Here is a 17,616-nt window from a genome sequence, read left to right as displayed (position 1 = left end):
GAGCTGGAGCAGGTAGTACTTGAACCACTGGTTCTCTTTTCTAAAGGCGCTTTTAGCGCGTAGTGCCAGCCACCTTTGGCAGAGCACCACCGGCTGCTGCGTTGCGGTCTGGACGGAAATTCTCAAAACTTAGGCCAACGATGTCGCCGACAATGTCGATTCCATCTTCGATGCGTGCTGCTTCGGCATCTTCAGGGCCAACCAAAGGCAAACGGACTCGCGGGCTTGAAATCAAACCAAGTGCATGCAGCACGTATTTAGCGGCCACTGTGCCTGGCACGTTAGTCATCAGCGCACGCTGAAGCGGCTCGAGGCTGTTGTGGACCTTGAGTGCTGCGTGGAAATCATTGTTGTTTGTTGCATCGACCATGGCGCGGTACGCAGCTGGGGCTACGTTTGCTGTCACACCGATAAGGCCGGTGGCGCCGATTGAAAGGTGAGGCAAAACGTTTGAATCATCACCCGAGAAGTAAAGCAAGCCGGTTTCGTTCATGATTCGAGATGCCTGTGCGAGGTCTCCCTTGGCATCCTTTACCGCCATGATGTTTGGGTGCTTTGAAGCACGCAAGAAGGTGTCATGCGAGATGGCAATGCCGGCACGACCGGGAATGTCATAAAGAATGACCGGTAGGTCGGTTGAGTCAGCAATCATACGGAAGTGAGTTAGCACGCCGGCCTGGGTCGGCTTGTTGTAGTACGGAGTGACGATCATTACGCCGTCGGCACCGGCTTTTTCAGAAGCCTTGTAAAGCTGCATTGCATGTGCAGTCTCGTTTGAACCACCACCGGTGATAATTTTGGCCCGGCCGCCCGAAACTGACTTTCCGACCTCAACTAGCTTGATCTTCTCAGCGTCAGTCAGCGTGCTGGTCTCACCGGTAGTGCCGGTTACAACAACACCGTCAGCGCCGTTCGAGATTACGTAATCAATGTGCTTTTCGGTGGCTGCCCAGTCAACTTCACCCTCGGCGGTCATCGGTGTGACAAGCGCGACAAGAACCTGACCAAATAGGTTTTTTTGTTCTTTAGACATTGGCTGAGCCTTTCGAAATAACTACGGTGCTACTCGACCGTTGGCGTTGAATGCCTCGTAGGTGTAAGGCATAAGCTTGGCAAACTCGTCTTCCATCTTTTCGGCGCACATTTCAATTTCACGCTGTGGGAATGACGGAAAGTGGGTTCCCTCGCGCTTGGTGCGAAGGCTCAAGAAGTTCATCAAGGCACGTGCATTCATAGTCACGTACATGCTCGAGTAGATGTTTAGTGGGAGCACAATCCGCGCAACCTCGCGAGCTACACCGGCTTCAAGCATGCGCTGGTAAGACTCGTAGGCATTCTGAGAAGTCGTGCGAGCCTCTTGCTCAACCAAAGCGGTTTGCTCGGCAGTGCCCGGCAAAAATTCGTAGGCACCGGCTTTACCAACCTGGATGAGGTTACGGTCTGGACCCGGTACGTAGAAAACTGGGCTTAGCTCCTTGTAACGGCCAGATTCTTCGTTGTAACTGGCAATGCGGTGACGCATGAATTCGCGGAACACAAAGATTGGAGCCTGGACATAGAAAGTCATCGAGTTGTGCTCGAATGGCGAACCGTGGCGGTCGCGCATTAGGTAGTTGATAAGCCCCTTGGAGCGCTTTTCATCGTCAGCCGCGTCGGTCTGGGCAGCAGCGGCCTCAAGGGTTTGTTCACCCTGAGTTGAAACACGCGCTGCAAAAAGGACATCGGAGTCGGCTGCGTTGGCACGGACTAGTTCGACAGTTACGTCGCTGCGGAAAATGATATCTGACACCCCATAAGCCTACCGGTTGCGAGACTTTCAGCGTTGAACGGTTACGGGGTAGGTCTTTAGGAAACAAATCTTCACAATTGGGCAGGGCTCGTCGAAGGACCTTAACCTTGTTGCATGCCTTTTGAGACCAAAGTGATCATCGTTGTCGCGCTGCTTGCTGCTGCAACCGCTGCCGGACTAATTTGGCGTGCTCGCACAGGTCGAGCAAAGGCGGTTTCGGGCGGCGAAGTCATCGACCTAGCCGAACTAGGCGCCATCAAAAATGGGCTGCCGGTCACCAAGTTTGGCAAAAAGGCAACCTTTCTCCAGTTCTCGAGTGAGTTCTGCACCATGTGTAAGCAAACAGCACGACTTTACGGTGAGCTAGAGAAGATTCACGACGATGTGTTGCACATCGAAGTCGACATCACGGATCGGCTTGACCTGGCTAACAAGTTCAACATTCTGCAGACCCCAACAACCTTGGTGCTAGATGCTAAGGGTCGCGTGACCTCAAGAATTGCCGGCGCTGTCAAACCTCAAACCATCCAAGACGAACTAGGAAACTTCGAAATCTAATGAGCGAATCAAAGAAAACCCCAGCCGGCATTGACCCTAGAGGCCCTCGATTTGGTGCCGCAATTACCTCAGCGCTGTTGCTGACCACTGTGTTCTTTGCGCTCGATGGAGCAACTATTGACACCGCATTCGTTCTTTTGCTGGTTGCAACCGGACTCTTCGCAATTGGGGCAATTTTTGGCAACAGCAAGCACCCATTCGGCCTGATCTTCAAGAAGTTTGTACGCCCACGCTTGGCTGCACCGAAAGAGCTTGAAGACCCACGTCCGCCAAAATTTGCTCAACTAGTTGGTCTATTGGTTGCTGGGTTGGGAGTTGCTCTACACCTTGTTGGTGTGCCAAACGCTATTGCGATTTTTGCAGGGATGGCCTTTGTTGCAGCGTTCTTGAATGCTGCGTTTGCATTTTGCCTTGGCTGCCAGATCTATGTTGGTCTTCAGCGCATTGGCCTTATTCGTAAGTTTTAGCTTTGATTGAGCTTGGCCAGCTCAAGAGCCTTTAGAAGCGCCTGACGTGCTCGTCGGCGATCACCGGCTGCATTGTAGGCAATGCCTAGGTTGAACCAATTATGAAAATCGTTTGGTTCGGTTTCAACAATGGCTTTGTAGTGATCAAACATTTTTGCAGCTGATTCAGGTACTGCTCGGCCACTGGGGCGCAGTTGGAGATCAAAGTTAGGCCAAGTGCCTTCGCGCAGGATTTGTTTGGAGAGCTGCTCAACTTTCAGACCGAAAGTCAGCTCTTTTACGATTGCCCATGCCCCAAAAAATGGAAACACCAGGATGAGCGCACCCATGGCAATTGCAATTGGCTCCTCCTCTTGGAGTAACAGCAATCCGGTTTGCCCCAGTAAAAGTACGTAGACCATTAGAAGCGCAGACATGAACAAGGCGCCAAATTTAGCGCTGATTTTCATCGGTGTGCCGTTCTAAAGTTGAGCCGAAGCGTCAACGACCGATTGCAGGCCAACCTTTAGCCCGGTGGTTTGAGCAGCAACTCGCAAGCTCAACAGAATTCCGTGAGAATACGCGTTGACCGCAGTGGTCTCGTGGCTGATGGTTAGCAGTTCACTCACGCCACCGAAATAAACATCTTGCTTAGCAGCAACGCCGGCAAGGCGCAGGCTGTGGATTGGCACTCCGGCAACAACCTCGCCACGGGCGATTTGACCCACACCTGGGATCAGCGGCTGGGTCAGGCCAGCTCGGGATTCCTGAATCATTTCAGCGGTTCGAACCGCTGTGCCAGAAGGGGAATCTATCTTCCCAGCGTGGTGAGCCTCCACGATCTCAATTGACTCAAAGAATTTAGCCGCCTGAGCAGCAAATGAACTGGCCAACATCGACCCGATTGAGAAGTTTGGAATTACCACAACGCCTGAATCCGGGTGTGCTGCTAACTTGGCCTCAAGTTCGCCAAGTTTTGCCGCCGACCAACCACTGGTTCCGACTACAACTTTCATTCCGTGACGGACCGCAAAGTCAACCACTGATTCACTTACCTCAAGACGAGTGACCTCGAAAATAACATCAGCGCCCAGGACCTCCTTTAGCTCACTCTTAGAGTCCAGAGCTGAGTGGAGGGTGGTGTGCTGAGAAGCATCAATAAGGTCTAGGGCAAGTTTGCCCATTCTTCCGGTGGCGCCGACAACGGCTACTTTGATAGTCACAATTCAATCCTAAAGAAACTCTTCGAAGGTTGACTCAGAAATGTCGCCAACCGCAACGATAGAGCGCTCACGACCTGCAAGATCAGCGGCCAAAGACTGCACCTGCTCGAGCGTCACGGCATGAACGTGCTCAAGTGAATCATCGAGGTCAAAAAACTCTCCATTGATGACTTCGGCGCTAATAAGTCGATTCATTCTTGCCATGGTGCTCTCATACTTGAGCGCCAATCCACCAGAAATGTTTCCCTGGGCAAGAGTGAGCTCGTCTTGGCGAATGCCCTCATTGGCAATCTTTTCGAGCTCTTCAATCATTAGCCGGGTTACCTCAGTGCTTTTCGCTGGTGAGCAACCTGCGTAGAGCCCAAAGTAGGCAGCGTCCGAGTATCCGGTGTTGAACGAATAAACCGAGTAGGCCAGGCCACGCTTTTCGCGAATCTCCTGGAACATACGTGAGCTCATTCCCCCACCTAGAACTGTGTTGAGAATGCCCATGGCATACCGGCGCTCATCATCTGCTACCAGGCCTTGCATACCCAACAGAATGTTTGCCTGCTGAATTGGGCGGTGAACAACCTTCAAAGCCGTTCCACGGGTAATTTCGGCAGGGTGCAGGAGCCTGCGTTCAACCGGTGCAGCCTTGGCATCGAGATCCCAGCCAGCGTCAACCAAAGCGGTTTCAACCAACTGGATTAGGTTTGAATGATCAACACCACCAGCAGCAGCAATCACTAGATCCTGCGGCCGATAATTTGCCTGGTAGTGCTCCCAAACCGCCTCACGCGTGACCGAGTTGATGGTTTCTTGGGTGCCCCCGATAGGGCGCCCGAGCGGATGGTCACCGAGGACGGCCTCGCTGAAAAGTTCGTGCGCCACATCCTGTGGGTCATCGTCATTCATCGCAAGTTCTTCAAGAATGACGGTGCGTTCATTCTCAAACTCTTTTGGATCGATGAGCGAGGAGGTAAGCATATCGGCGATTACATCAACGGCAATTGGCAGAGCTTTATCTTGCACACGAGCGTAATAGCTGGTGTGCTCTTTGCCGGTTGAGGCATTTGATGATCCGCCGACCGAATCAAAGGCCACTGCAATGTCTAGAGCGGTGCGTTTTTTAGTCCCTTTGAAGAGCAGGTGCTCCAAGAAATGGGTCGAGCCAAAGTGTCCGTTGGTCTCGTCGCGAGAACCAACTGCGACCGAGAAAGACACTGCGACACTCTGCGAACCCGGAATGTGTTCGGTTAAAACGCGAACACCGCTTGGGAGGATAGAACGGCGAACCGAACTACCTCCCGAAGCGGTGAACGATAGATCGCTCTGGTCTAGTGGAAAAAAGATTTCACTCATGGGTGACCAGAAGCTTTCTGTAGTTGTGGGGCTAGGGGTTATTACTCTTCGTCTGCTGAGGCGTCTTCACCCTCAACAACTGGAGCAAGTGAAAGCTTGCCGCGGTCGTCGATCTTGGTGATTTCAACCTGTAGCTTCTGACCAACCTCAAGAACGTCCTCGACGTTCTCGACGCGCTTGCCAGCAAGCTTCTTCAGCTCAGAGATGTGCAACAGGCCATCCTTGCCTGGAACCAGTGAAACGAAAGCACCGAAGGTAGCTAGCTTCACAACAGTTCCAAGGAAGCGCTCGCCAATCTCAGGAACGTGTGGGTTTGCAATCGCGTTAACCGCAGCCTTAGCAGCCTCAGCTGAAGGGCCATCGGTTGCGCCAATGTAAACGGTACCGTCATCCTCGATTGAGATGTCTGCGCCAGTGTCTTCTTGGATCTGGTTGATCATCTTGCCCTTTGGACCAATGACTTCACCAATCTTGTCAACCGGAATCTTCACTGCGATAACGCGTGGAGCGGTTGGAGCCATCTCGTCAGGCTCAGAGATTGCCTGGCCCATTACGTCAAGGATGTGAAGACGAGCCTCACGAGCCTGAGTAAGTGCGCCACCTAGAACTGAGGCAGGAATACCGTCCAGCTTGGTGTCAAGCTGAATAGCAGTAACGAAATCGCGAGTACCGGCGACCTTGAAGTCCATGTCACCAAGGGCGTCTTCTGCACCAAGGATGTCGGTAAGCGCAGCGTACTGAACCTTGCCGTCTACGGTGTCTGAGATAAGACCCATGGCGATACCAGCAACTGGTGCACGAAGAGGCACACCCGCGTTTAGCAAGGCAAGGGTAGACGCACAGACAGAACCCATTGAGGTTGAACCGTTTGAGCCAAGGGCCTCAGAAACCTGACGGATCGCGTATGGGAAGTCTTCACGCTTTGGAAGAACCGGAACCAACGCACGCTCGGCAAGAGCACCGTGGCCAATTTCGCGACGCTTTGGAGTACCTACACGACCAACTTCACCGGTTGAATATGGTGGGAAGTTGTAGTTGTGCATGTACCGCTTTGATGTGACTGGGCTTAGCGAGTCAATCTGCTGCTCCATCTTCAGCATGTTCAAGGTGGTTACACCCAGGATCTGGGTCTCTCCACGCTGGAAGATTGCTGAACCGTGAACGCGAGGAATAACTGCTACCTCTGCGTCTAGGTTACGGATGTCGCGCAGGCCACGGCCATCGATGCGGATTCCCTCTTTTAGAACGCGGGTACGCATGATCTTCTTGGTTACTGACTTGTAGGCAGCTGAGAACTGAGCCATCTGTGCCTCGTCAAGTGAAGCTTCTAGCTTCTCCTTGGTGGCAGCCTTGAGTGCATCGTCTGCATCCTGGCGCTCAACCTTGTCGGCAATCTGGTAAACCTTGGCCAACTCGGTACCTGCAGCAGCCTCGACGGCAGCAAATACCTCATCGGTGTATGGCAAGAAGGTTGGGTAGTCAGCGGTTGGCTTTGCAGCAACAGCAGCTAGGTCAGCCTGAGCCTTTACTAGAGCCTTGATGAACGGCTTGGCAGCCTCAAGACCCTCAGCAACAACGTCCTCTGATGGAGCCTTGGCGCCAGCAGCAATTAGGTCCATGGCGTTTTCTGAAGCCTCAGCCTCAACCATCATGATTGCAACGTCTTCGACGCCGTTCTCAACTAGTACGCGACCAGCAACAACCATGTTGAAAACTGCGCGCTCAAGCTGTGAGTGCTTAGGGAACGCAACCCACTGGCCGTCGATAAGTGCAACACGCACACCACCGATAGGACCAGAGAATGGCAAGCCTGCAAGCTGGGTAGACATTGAGGCAGCGTTGATAGCTACAACGTCGTAAAGCTCGTCTGGCTCGATTGCCATAACGGTTACTACAACCTGAATCTCGTTACGCAGACCATCAACGAATGATGGGCGTAGTGGGCGGTCGATCAAACGGCAGGCAAGGATTGCCTCGGTTGATGGGCGACCTTCGCGACGGAAGAAGCTTCCTGGAATGCGGCCTGCCGCATACATGCGCTCTTCAACGTCAATGGTTAGTGGGAAGAAGTCAAACTGGTCTTTTGGCTGCTTGCTTGCAGTGGTAGCCGAGAACAGCATGGTTTCTTCATCGATGTAAACAGCCGCAGCACCCTGTGCCTGCTGTGCTAGACGACCGGTTTCGAAGCGAATAACGCGCTTTCCGTACTTACCGTTGTCGATTACTGCTTCTGTTGCTTTGATTTCTGGACCTTCCATGGTCCCTCCTCTTTTATCCTCTTTGCGCATCCGCCATGGCCGAGAATGGCTATTTTTGGCGGCGCGCGTGAGCGTTCGCGGCAAGTTAACTTGCCCACATTGGAGGGATGCCCTGGTCTGCAGTAGAAAACCTTGAAGTTCAACTCTCAAGATCCACAACCGGAGACCAGCAAACCTGCTGCGATGCTCTCTTGCAAGGTTACCAGCAGACCGCTGAATTACCTAGGTACTGGGTGAATGTCAGGTTAAACAAAACCGCCCTCCCGAAGGAAGGCGGTTTCGAAAGTATTGAATCGCGGCCGTTTGCCGGAGGCGAACTAGCGACGAAGCCCTAGGCGCTCGATTAGTGCACGGTAGCGAGCAATGTCGACACCCTGTAGGTAGCCGAGTAGGCGGCGGCGCTGACCAACAAGGATCAACAGACCACGACGTGAGTGGTGGTCGTGCTTGTGCTCCTTTAGGTGCTCAGTTAGGTCCTTGATGCGCTTGGTTAGCACAGCAACCTGAACCTCTGGAGAACCAGTGTCGCCTGGGTGAGTTGCGTACTCGTTGATGATTGCAGTTTTCACTGCTGCGTCTAGTGCCATTTGAATGGTCCTCTTCTACTTACTGCGCGGTGCACAAAACCCAATGTTTTGGCGCTCTTGATCCGCGGCCGATACACGGCAACCTCACAAGCCTAGCTCAAAAGCGGGTTAGTTGCCAGTCCTAATCCTGGTATTGCCCTGCTCTGCGGTTTTGGTTGGCAACAACGAGAAGATGAAAGTTAGTAGCGGAACCCATGAAAGGAGCATCCACCAGGCGCTGAAGCCCGCATCGCGCATGCGTCTTACCAAAGCTGCCAGCAAAGGAATGCCGAGAATGAAGCCAACCAAGTTACTGATTGGAGTTGCATTCCAACTCTCCATGAGAGCAGCATTTAGCAACGCTGCGTCGAGGGTCTCTGGGTTGGCCTCAAGTGAAGCAAGGAATGCATCCTGAGCTGTGGTCACCGGCGGGAAGATCAGTCCATCTACTGTGCTGAGGACCAAACTGACCAGCACCGTGAAAAGCACGAAATACCAGTACTCGCGTCGCGTAGCTACCCCGCGGAAATCGGCAAATTTGGTCAGGCAAACTTTGATGGCGCCAGCAAATGTCATGAGTCTCCTTGTTTGTTCCAGTGTAAACACAATCCCCCAATCAACGATGGCTGATTGAGGGATTGCACTTATTACTCACCGCGGTGTGGTCGATCACCTTCCGGTCCGCGAGGCGGACGCTGACCCTCGGCAAACGGCTCAAGCGGCCCGTGGTTACCAAACTCATCAGCAACAATGCCTTTAGGAGAGACAGTGTTGGCCGCGACGACACCGCCAACGAAGGCCGCGCCAAGAGCCAATGACCCACCGACTGCAATGGCAGCAATCTTTGCGCCACGTGACTTTAGCCAGGCAGTGCGGCTGAACGACGCCTTGAGGTCTTCTTCGTAAGGATTGGCTGAATCGAGGTTCTCTTGTGATTCGGGATTGAGCTCTGGTTCTACGTTCTCTTGCTTGGCCATTTCTGGCTCCTTTCGATGGTCCTAGATAGCAAGGCATCAAATCCTGATACCGATTGCAAATAGAGACTTTCAATCGAAAATGGGCGTATCCCGAAAATCCACTGGACGTTGCCTGTGAATGCCCCGAGCGTTAACTGAGAATACGTACTAGATTTCTAGGATCTTGCGGCACTTATCGAGGTCGCGGTGAATTTCTTCGACTAGCGCATCAACGCCATCAAACTTAGCTGCGGGCCTTATGAAAGCCACGAACTCAAGGACGACAAATTTGTCGTACAAATCTAGGTCAACTCGGTCGATTACGTGAGACTCAACCAAACGTGGCACGGCCTGAAAAGTTTCGTTGATACCAACCGAGTGGGCAGCGGGATACTTCTCACCGTCGGCATACAGCCAACCTGCGTAAACACCATCGAGCGGCAAATAGCCCTCGCACTCACGAGTCATGTTTGCTGTCGGGAATCCAATGGTGCGACCGATTTTCAATCCGTGTTCGATGACACCTGCGCTGTAGTGATTGCGACCGAGCAGCTCAGCAGCTTTGGTGACGTCACCCTGGTCTAGGAGCTCACGGATGCGTGTGGTTGAAACTTTTACGCCATCGATGTTCGCACTGCCAATGACTCGAACTACAAAACCGAATTCGGCCCCCAAAACTTTGAGAGTCTCAGGCGTGCCGGCTCCCCCGGCACCAAACCGAAAATCCTCGCCGACTAAAACCAGACGAGCGTCTAATCCCTCAACCAAAATTTGCTGTACAAAATCGCGCGCCGCCAAGGCTGCAAATTCATGGTCAAAGGGAAGAGTAAGAACAGCATCCACGCCAGATTCTTCAAGGTGCACCAGTTTTTGCCCAGGACCGATGAGCGGCAGCTTTGCTGATTCAGGCTTGAACAGTGCATCTGGGTGGCGATCAAAGGTAACCACAACACTGGCCAACATGTGCTCGTCTGCAGCGGCCACCAAATTGCTAAGCAGTTTTTTATGGCCCAGATGAATTCCGTCAAACTTTCCGATGGTCACGGCAGTTTCGGCAAAGCCGTCAGGCAGATCTGAAGTTCTTTCGATGGCAAGCATTAGTTTGCAGACTGCTTTCTAAGCCAGAGCAGACCCAAGAACGGCAAGACCAGTGGCACAAAGCCGTATCCCTGGCCAAATTTTGACCAAACCGAAGGGTGTGCAAAGAGTTCTGGCTGCAGATAGCTGAGCACGCCAACGGCAAGCACACCGACGAGCTCGAAGCTGACGGCGATGAACGCCAAGGTACGCAGCGAAGGTCTCGCTAGGGCGATGGTTGCCAAAATGTAGACCACGGCCGCAAGAGCAGACAAACTGTAGGCCAGCGGAGCCTGGTCGAATTCCCGAGCCAACTGATAAATCGCGCGAGCTGATGACGAAACTGCAAAAACGCCGTAAACGGCAATTAGCAATCTTCCGATTCCGAGTGAGTTGGTCGCTTTTGGCATAGGTACCAGCCTAACAAGCGGCCAAAGCCAATTAGCCGGTGTAGTCCTCGGGATCAAATGAAGGCAAGGTCAATCCTTCGGAGACCACGGTGAGGGCCGACACGCGAATCGCTTCAGTGATCGGGACGAAGTAGGTAGCCGCCATAGCACCCTGTTGGTCCTGACGAAGAATGAATCGTGCTGCTGCTCGCTTGGCTAGAGTTGCGTCACCACAAATGTGCAGTGGCGCCGTAAAGACTGCCTCGTAAGGCGGCTGCGCTACCTCTGCACCAGGAGCAGGCATAGCCGGGTTGGCACTGTTGTACGCGACGGTTAGTCGATTCGGCTCAGATTTCATATCAAACTGAGTAGCTGCAGAGCCAATTGAACCAGTGTCTGGATAGATAACATCCACAGAGGCATCTGGACCATTGATCACACCGGCCGGCATAAGACCAAGCTCCATTGCTACGGAGTTAGCCACGATGGCGACCTGCCCCTCCTCGAGGAAAAGGTCCGCAGCCGAGATAGCTGGCCCGGCTTGGATGCGCTCTGAATTGAAATCAGGCACTAGGCGTTTCATCCAGCTGTTGAAAGAGTCGAGAGCAGGTCCGTAGGCTCGGTCAAGAAACGTGATTGGGCCGGCCATGTAAACAGCACCCAAGTTCTCCTCGGCAATCGCCGGATCAGACCAGTCTGTAATTTCACCGGCAAAAATCTTTGCAATCAACTCCGGCGAGAAGTTGAACATGTTGCCATCTGAGTGCTGGTACACCAGAACGCCAGCATCCACTGCAAATGGAACCTCTACAGCGCTTTTACAAAGCGTAGGGTCCAAGTCCGAAGTGCTAAAAACCAAATCTGCCGAAGATGCGTCGTCGAATTGGACTTCGAAATTCATCCCTGGGCAGGCATCCCCGGCAGCAAACTGCCAACCTGGCGCCATGTCAGTGGTTGAAGCCGGTACCGAAATAACAGAAGTTCCCTCGACACAGGTGAACTCTTGCTCGGCCAACGCAGACAAGATTTCTGGTGGCATTGGCGGGGTGCAGCCTGATAGCGATGCAACCAAAACGCCAGTGATGGCTACTGCGGCAAGTTTTCCGAACATCCTGAATTCCTTATTTTGTTAAGTGATTTTGGGGAGCAACGACTTATGCCGCGCTCCCCAAAACCATCTACTTTTTGAAACTATTTACTACTTGATCTTTGCGATCTGCTTTAGAGCAGCGGTCTTGGCTGCACCTGAAAGGGCAACGTAACCGGTAGGAACAGCGTTGCTAACTACGTAGGTGAAGAAAGCCTTGACTGCTGCACCCTTCGAAGCATCGGCGTAGTTTGATGACGCGATACCGTAAGCAAATGCGCTTAGGTTGTACGCGCCGCTAATCTTCTTCAGGAAGTTGATCTTTACAGAGCCATCAGTCGGAACAGTCTGTGCGGCTAGGAAAGACTTAGCTGCGGTTGCAGTTGGAAGGATGTACTGACCAGCTGGGTTCTTGATTGACGCGTAAACAAGACCCTTACCAGCAGCATCTGCTAGGTCAACGTAGCCAATGGTGTACGAGGTGTTGTCAACTGCAGTAACCATGTCTGATGATGATGGAACAGACACACCAACTACAGAAGCTGCGCCTGAAGCCTTGGTGAAGTCACCGTTGTTGGCAGTCCAACCGGTTACCTTGTTACCGGCTAGGTACTGGGTCAAGTTAGCGGTGGTGCCTGAGCCAGCTGCACGGAAGCGGACCGAGATTGCCTTGGCTGGAAGAGACTTGGTTGGGTTCAACTTCTTGATGTTTGCGTGGTTCCACATGGTGATGCGGCCAGAGAAGATTGCTCCCAGGGTAGCTGGGTCAAGGCGAAGGCCCTTACCGACTGAAGGCAGGTTGTAAACAATTGCGATTGGTCCACCAAGTAGCGGGGTCAACACTGTGTTTGCAGGAGCAGTGGCGCCGGCAGCTACATACGTAATGTCTGATGCACCGAAGTCAACGGTTCCGGCAGAAACGTTGGCGCGTCCCTTGCTTGAAGATGACTTGGTGTAGTTGACCTGGGCGCCACCCTTGGCGTTGAACTTGCTCTGGGCTGCGATAAGAGCGGTTCCAGCGAAAGATGAACCTTCACCGGTGATTGATACTCCGGCTGCGGTTGCAGGAGCAGAAGCAGTGGCTAGAGATGCCACTAGAGCGATGGCGGCTAGAGCGCCAGTTGCCTTGCGAAACATGAGTTTCTCCTTTTGAGATCGTTGGCCGGGTTTCCGACTAATCACAGTTTGAATAGGAGAAGTGAACGAAGTTTGTTCACTTGATGGCAGGCAGCCGAAGGGAAAGTAAACAGTCTCTTAACGCTCTAGCCGAAGTGTCCGTTTACGTAATCGTTGGTTCGCGGGTCAACTGGCTGATTGAAAACAGTTTCAGTTTTTCCAAACTCAACCACATGACCAGGTCGGCCGTCTTCAGAAAGGAAGAATGCCGTTTGGTCTGAAACTCGCTGCGCCTGCTGCATGTTGTGGGTCACAATCACGATGGTCATTGACTCAGAAAGCTCTTGAATGGTCTCCTCAATTCGACGAGTTGAACCTGGGTCCAAAGCGGAACACGGCTCGTCCATCAAGAGGACTTCTGGGTTCATCGCCAGAGAACGAGCAATACAGAGGCGCTGCTGCTGACCGCCTGAGAGAGATACCGCTGCATCACCGAGGCGGTCCTTAACTTCGTTCCAGATCGAGGCACGACGAAGCGAGGTTTCGACCAGCTCTTCTCCAGCCTCAATCTTGCGCCCAGAAAGACGCAATCCTGAAAGAATGTTGTCCTTAATTGACATGGTTGGGAAAGGGTTTGGCTTCTGGAAGACCATACCCACCTTGAGGCGAACACTAACTGGATCAACCTTGTCGGCGTAGATGTCCTCACCATCGAGGAAAATTTCTCCGGCAAAGCCTGCTGATGGAATCAGCTCGTGCATGCGGTTTAGAGTGCGAAGGAAAGTTGACTTACCGCAACCTGAAGGGCCGATCAGAGCAGTTACCTGGTTAGTCGGAAACTCAAGGTTTACGTTACTCAGAACGTGACGGTCACCGAACCAGACGTTGACATCCTTGGAGTACAGAACGGTATCGTTCAGAATTTCAGAAGCCATTTTTACTTTCCAATCTTTTTTGTTGTTTTGCCAACTCGAGAACGAGTCATCACTCGGGCAGCCGTAAAGAGAACACCAACCAAAATCAACATGACCAAGGCGGCACCCCAGGCACGCTGGGCACTCTGGATTGACGGGTCAGAGATGAAGCCGTACAGGTAGGTCGGAAGGGTTGACATTGGGCCGTTGAAAATATTCACCGATGTAGTAGCCGCAGCAAAGGTAGTGAGAACCAACGGAGCAGTTTCACCGATGATTCGAGCGATTCCCAAGAGAATCGCGGTGACCAGACCGCTTTTTGCAGCCGGCATTACCACTTGGAGGAAGGCTCGATAGTTAGGCGCACCCAGTCCTACTGCAGCGCTTCTTAGATCTGCCGGCACCAACCTGAGTGACTCCTCAGCTATGCGGCTCACGGTTGGCAGCATCAACGGCAGTAGGGCTAGAGAGCCAGCCCAGCCCGCATACTGAGTGATTCCGGTGACGATGAAAGCCGCATAAACGAACAAGCCAGACACTACCGACGGCAATCCCGACATTGCCTGAATTAGGGTACGGATCAAGCCACGAGTTTTTCCGCGAGTCTCAGTCAGGTAGACCGCAATCAATATTCCAAGCGGAACTGTAACTAGGGTGGCTAGCCCAACAATCAGAACTGTGCCGATGATCGAGTGACCCACGCCGCCATACTCAAGCGAAGTGTTGGCAGAAACATAAACGTTGTTTTGGGTAAAGAACTGCCAGCTCATTGCGGCGGCACCGTTTGATACCACCGACCACAACACCGACATAAGCAGAACTAGCACCAACGCTGAGAAAAACACCGTGAAGATCACTAAGAGTGCATCTCCTCGACCACGTTTTCCGGCTGTGACTGTTCCGAGCCAAAGACCAGCAACCAGCTGCAATGGCAAGAAAACAGCCAAAAGCGTGAACTCGAATTGCCAACCAAACGAAATCGCCAGCAGAGCTGCCGTTGCCGCGGGTAGCGTCGAGGCCAAAACAATTCTCAGAGTTTTTTTAGCATCAACTTTTGCCCATGGCGCAGCATTTGTTGGCCTCGGCATCGCCTCAGGTATGTAATTTGTCATTGGTTCTTTCTCCAAGGCTGTGCCTTTGCTACCACCCAGGCAGCGATCGAATTGATGATCAAAGTCATCACGAACAAAACCAACCCCGATGCCATCAGCGCACTGATCTCGGCAGGCCCTGCCTCACCAAATCGCGCGAGGATGTTTGATGCGATTGAACCACCGCGCTGCTGAAGGATTTCGTACCAGTTGATTTCGAAAACTAGATTTAGAACGTAGAAAATTGCCACGGTTTCGCCGAGTGCACGACCCAATCCCAAAAGAACACCACCGACTACTCCGCCTGAAGCCGTTGGCAAAATAACCTTCTTGAAAATTGAGTAAGAACCGCCACCCAACCCCTTGGCTGCGTTGATCAAATCGCGGTCAATCTGGCTAAAGATTTCGCGTGAAATCGACGCGATAATTGGCACAATCATGATGGCAACAATCCAGCCCGCAATAAAGGGCGAGGCTAGAAATCCTGCGCCATCTGAGGCAAAGAGCGGAAACCAACCAAACGCCTTATTTAGCGACTCTGCCCAACCAGCCGCTACCGGAGTGAAAACAGCAAAACCCCATAGGCCCAAAACCACTGAAGGCAAGGCAGCCAACAAATCAATCAAAGTTGTGGCTACTCGACCAACAGCTTTGGACGCCATGAACTCAATGAAATAGGCAATTGCAATCGCCATAGGTACTGCCAGAATTACGCCAAGAAACGAAATCAGGAAAGAGCCCCAGAGCATCGGACCAATCTGGAAGACCGGAGTCTCTGCAGCAGCATCCCAGTTGGAACCAAAGATGAAGTCGATGCCCTGGCTTTGGAGAGCTGGCACAGACTGCCACAAGAGAAAAACCAGAATTAGGCCGACGAGGACGATCGAAAAGTTGGCGGCACCTGAAGCCACTCGGAAGAAAATTTTGTCGCCAAGGCTGGTCGGCGCGGTGTTGAGCTTGCGGCGCTCCGGAATTTTGAGGTCTGGCTGCTGGGACATGCCTCAATCATCGATAGGCCGAATGAATGCAACCTGTTCGAGGAGTAAACGGAAGGTTAAATTGCCGTTATCGATGCGCCAATGACTTATAGGGCTAGTAGCCCAGCCAGATTTGCTGCATACGCACCAGCATCACTGCAACGGTAAGGGCACCGACACCGATAACGACCGTTGACCACTTGCTGCGCTCAATCAATGCCCAGAACCCCGCGCCCAGCGGAACCATCAGAGCAACGATCAGGTAGGCGAAGAATTCAACTGTGTCTTGCTTGGCGCGCTCCCCCAAGATCACCAGGGAAATTGAAATAGCCAACTGAATCACCAGCAGCAGCTGCACTAGCGCCAGAGGGACCAAACTTAGGAGGCTTGGCTTGCGCTTGAACAAACCTAGCGCCACTGCCCAAACGCCTGAGATGACGCTCACAGTCAACGAAACCGAATAAAACCAATCAATCATTTGAACCCTCCGGAAAAACCACAAGCGATTTGAGATCCCGACCTGACCTGGAGAGCATCGCCACCAGTTTTCCGCCTTCATCGAATGCTGCAATCGGTTCGGAGCCCTCGTCAGCAGCTTTTAGCCTCTTGCCGTGCCTCAGATCAATAGCGTCTTGCCGAGAAAGCGCACGCGACTTGAATTGCTGCGCGGCAGCCTCAGACATGTCGAGAATGTTCAGTGTTTCGGCGGTCAGCGCCTCGAGACCTTGGGCCTGCGAGATGTTGTAGCTTCCAATTTTGGTTCGTCGAAGCGCGGTTAGGTGGCCGCCAACTTTGAGAGATAAACCCAAGTCCCGCGCTAGTGCCCGAATGTATGTGCCAGAGCTGCAGTCCACAACAACATCGATGTCAATGAATGCTTGACCATCAACCTCTTCGATTCGAGGCTCACCGAGAATCTCAAATCTGTGGATTGTGACCGGCCTGGCGGCAAGCTTTACTTCATCGCCCGAGCGAACCTTTGAATAGGCTCGCTCACCGTTTACCTTGATTGCACTCACCGAGCTCGGCACCTGCTGAATTTCTCCGCGCAAATGCACTAACGCCGACTCGATGGCTTCTTTAGTGAGCGCTCGCAAGTCATCCGGGTCTGCCACAAGCAGGTATTCAGATTCTTTGTCATCAGTGATAGTCGAGGCACCGAGGCGGATTGTCGCAAAGTAGGTTTTGTCTTCACCGACTAAAAAGGTGAGCAGTTTCGTTGCCGAATTAACCCCGATGAGCAACAAACCGGTTGCCATTGGATCGAGAGTGCCGGCGTGGCCAACCCGACGAGTGCCCGCCAATTTTCTTAGGCGGGCAACAACGTCGTGACTGGTCCAGCCCGAAGGCTTATCGATCAGGACGAGGCCAGAAGACATTTAGTCTTCGTCCTCTTCAATCTGTCGAGGCTCTTTATAAGGGTTCTCTTCGCCAGCCCAGTGAGCATCTGCGGCTAACTTGGCCACTTCTTCATCGCGGGCCTTGGCTGCTGCCAACAAATCATTCATGTGTGCAGCGGTTTCAGGAATTTCATCGGCTACGAATTCGATTGTTGGAACCAACCGAATTGACAGCTGACGCCCGACCTCGCGGCGAATTACGCCACGATTCTTTTCGATGATTTCAGCGCTACGAGCCTTTTCAGCAGGTGTTCCATAAACCGTGAAGAAGATGGTTGAGTGCTGAAGGTCAGGGGTAACTTTGACGTCGGTAATGGTGACAAAGCCCAAATCTGGGTCCTTAACGGCGCGCTCGAGCGCCTCTGCCACCAAAACCTTGATGCGTTCCGCTAGCTTTCTAGCGCGTGCAACATCTGCCATGTTCT

21 protein-coding genes are annotated in these 17,616 nt (G+C 52.7%); 2 read left to right on the top strand and 19 right to left on the bottom strand.

Annotation, left to right across the window (positions count from 1 at the left end; all coding sequences use genetic code 11):
• Positions 1-52: 52 nt before the first annotated feature.
• Positions 53-1,033 carry a 4-hydroxy-tetrahydrodipicolinate synthase gene (dapA, locus tag FFA38_RS02180; RefSeq protein WP_138275184.1) on the bottom strand — a complete coding sequence of 327 codons (981 nt, stop codon included), beginning with the start codon at positions 1,031-1,033 and terminating at the stop codon, positions 53-55.
• A 21-nt stretch (positions 1,034-1,054) separates the two neighbouring features.
• On the bottom strand, positions 1,055-1,789 hold the full coding sequence (thyX, locus tag FFA38_RS02175; RefSeq protein WP_138275183.1) for an FAD-dependent thymidylate synthase: 735 nt from the start codon (positions 1,787-1,789) through the stop codon (positions 1,055-1,057).
• 114 nt (positions 1,790-1,903) lie between these two features.
• Between thyX and FFA38_RS02170 the strand changes: the two genes are divergently transcribed.
• Both FFA38_RS02170 and FFA38_RS02165 read left to right on the top strand, forming a co-directional pair.
• Positions 1,904-2,347 (top strand): TlpA family protein disulfide reductase, encoded by a 444-nt coding sequence (locus FFA38_RS02170; RefSeq protein ID WP_138275182.1) that lies wholly within the window; start codon positions 1,904-1,906, stop codon positions 2,345-2,347.
• Positions 2,347-2,814 carry a DUF4395 domain-containing protein gene (locus FFA38_RS02165; protein WP_138315387.1) on the top strand — a complete coding sequence of 156 codons (468 nt, stop codon included), beginning with the start codon at positions 2,347-2,349 and terminating at the stop codon, positions 2,812-2,814. Before FFA38_RS02170 ends, FFA38_RS02165 begins: the two co-directional genes overlap by 1 nt.
• Here the strand turns inward: FFA38_RS02165 and FFA38_RS02160 are convergent.
• The 17 genes from FFA38_RS02160 to rbfA form a co-directional block, all read right to left on the bottom strand.
• A complete protein-coding gene (locus FFA38_RS02160; protein WP_138315386.1) occupies positions 2,811-3,230 on the bottom strand; it encodes a tetratricopeptide repeat protein in 420 nt (139 codons plus the stop codon). The genes FFA38_RS02165 and FFA38_RS02160 overlap by 4 nt on opposite strands.
• Before the next feature lie 45 nt (positions 3,231-3,275).
• Positions 3,276-4,016, bottom strand: coding sequence for a 4-hydroxy-tetrahydrodipicolinate reductase (gene dapB / locus FFA38_RS02155; protein ID WP_138275179.1), 741 nt, complete (start codon positions 4,014-4,016; stop codon positions 3,276-3,278).
• Between the two features lie 9 nt (positions 4,017-4,025).
• The gene (locus tag FFA38_RS02150) at positions 4,026-5,360 is read right to left on the bottom strand and encodes a M16 family metallopeptidase (RefSeq protein ID WP_138275178.1); all 1,335 of its coding nucleotides are present in this window, start codon (positions 5,358-5,360) and stop codon (positions 4,026-4,028) included.
• A 41-nt stretch (positions 5,361-5,401) separates the two neighbouring features.
• Positions 5,402-7,618 carry a polyribonucleotide nucleotidyltransferase gene (locus FFA38_RS02145; protein ID WP_138315385.1) on the bottom strand — a complete coding sequence of 739 codons (2,217 nt, stop codon included), beginning with the start codon at positions 7,616-7,618 and terminating at the stop codon, positions 5,402-5,404.
• A gap of 317 nt (positions 7,619-7,935) precedes the next feature.
• The gene (gene rpsO, locus FFA38_RS02140) at positions 7,936-8,205 is read right to left on the bottom strand and encodes a 30S ribosomal protein S15 (RefSeq protein WP_138275176.1); all 270 of its coding nucleotides are present in this window, start codon (positions 8,203-8,205) and stop codon (positions 7,936-7,938) included.
• Positions 8,206-8,313: 108 nt separating this feature from the next.
• Positions 8,314-8,760 (bottom strand): DUF805 domain-containing protein, encoded by a 447-nt coding sequence (locus FFA38_RS02135; RefSeq protein ID WP_138315384.1) that lies wholly within the window; start codon positions 8,758-8,760, stop codon positions 8,314-8,316.
• Between the two features lie 71 nt (positions 8,761-8,831).
• Positions 8,832-9,161 carry a hypothetical protein gene (locus FFA38_RS02130; RefSeq protein WP_138315383.1) on the bottom strand — a complete coding sequence of 110 codons (330 nt, stop codon included), beginning with the start codon at positions 9,159-9,161 and terminating at the stop codon, positions 8,832-8,834.
• A gap of 147 nt (positions 9,162-9,308) precedes the next feature.
• Positions 9,309-10,238, bottom strand: coding sequence for a bifunctional riboflavin kinase/FAD synthetase (locus FFA38_RS02125; protein WP_138315382.1), 930 nt, complete (start codon positions 10,236-10,238; stop codon positions 9,309-9,311).
• Complete coding sequence (locus FFA38_RS02120) at positions 10,238-10,627, bottom strand: hypothetical protein (RefSeq protein WP_138315381.1); 390 nt, start codon at positions 10,625-10,627, stop codon at positions 10,238-10,240. Before FFA38_RS02120 ends, FFA38_RS02125 begins: the two co-directional genes overlap by 1 nt.
• 31 nt (positions 10,628-10,658) lie before the next feature.
• The gene (locus tag FFA38_RS02115; protein ID WP_138315380.1) at positions 10,659-11,717 is read right to left on the bottom strand and encodes a substrate-binding domain-containing protein; all 1,059 of its coding nucleotides are present in this window, start codon (positions 11,715-11,717) and stop codon (positions 10,659-10,661) included.
• An 87-nt stretch (positions 11,718-11,804) separates the two neighbouring features.
• Complete coding sequence (locus tag FFA38_RS02110) at positions 11,805-12,830, bottom strand: substrate-binding domain-containing protein (protein ID WP_138315379.1); 1,026 nt, start codon at positions 12,828-12,830, stop codon at positions 11,805-11,807.
• A 125-nt stretch (positions 12,831-12,955) separates the two neighbouring features.
• A complete protein-coding gene (pstB, locus tag FFA38_RS02105; RefSeq protein ID WP_138315378.1) occupies positions 12,956-13,744 on the bottom strand; it encodes a phosphate ABC transporter ATP-binding protein PstB in 789 nt (262 codons plus the stop codon).
• Between the two features lie 2 nt (positions 13,745-13,746).
• Positions 13,747-14,835, bottom strand: a complete 1,089-nt coding sequence (pstA, locus tag FFA38_RS02100) for a phosphate ABC transporter permease PstA (RefSeq protein ID WP_138315377.1) — start codon at positions 14,833-14,835, stop codon at positions 13,747-13,749.
• Positions 14,832-15,812: a phosphate ABC transporter permease subunit PstC gene (gene pstC / locus FFA38_RS02095; protein ID WP_138275167.1), complete on the bottom strand. Its 981-nt coding sequence runs from the start codon at positions 15,810-15,812 to the stop codon at positions 14,832-14,834. The genes pstA and pstC overlap by 4 nt, the downstream gene beginning before the upstream one ends.
• Before the next feature lie 94 nt (positions 15,813-15,906).
• Complete coding sequence (locus FFA38_RS02090; RefSeq protein WP_138275166.1) at positions 15,907-16,269, bottom strand: hypothetical protein; 363 nt, start codon at positions 16,267-16,269, stop codon at positions 15,907-15,909.
• The gene (truB, locus tag FFA38_RS02085; protein WP_138315376.1) at positions 16,262-17,170 is read right to left on the bottom strand and encodes a tRNA pseudouridine(55) synthase TruB; all 909 of its coding nucleotides are present in this window, start codon (positions 17,168-17,170) and stop codon (positions 16,262-16,264) included. Before truB ends, FFA38_RS02090 begins: the two co-directional genes overlap by 8 nt.
• Positions 17,171-17,611: a 30S ribosome-binding factor RbfA gene (rbfA, locus tag FFA38_RS02080; protein WP_138315375.1), complete on the bottom strand. Its 441-nt coding sequence runs from the start codon at positions 17,609-17,611 to the stop codon at positions 17,171-17,173.
• Positions 17,612-17,616: the final 5 nt, after the last annotated feature.

This window comes from Rhodoluna limnophila, from assembly GCF_005845365.1.
GTDB classification, from domain to species: domain Bacteria; phylum Actinomycetota; class Actinomycetes; order Actinomycetales; family Microbacteriaceae; genus Rhodoluna; species Rhodoluna limnophila.
This window is presented reverse-complemented; position numbering and strand designations above follow the sequence as displayed.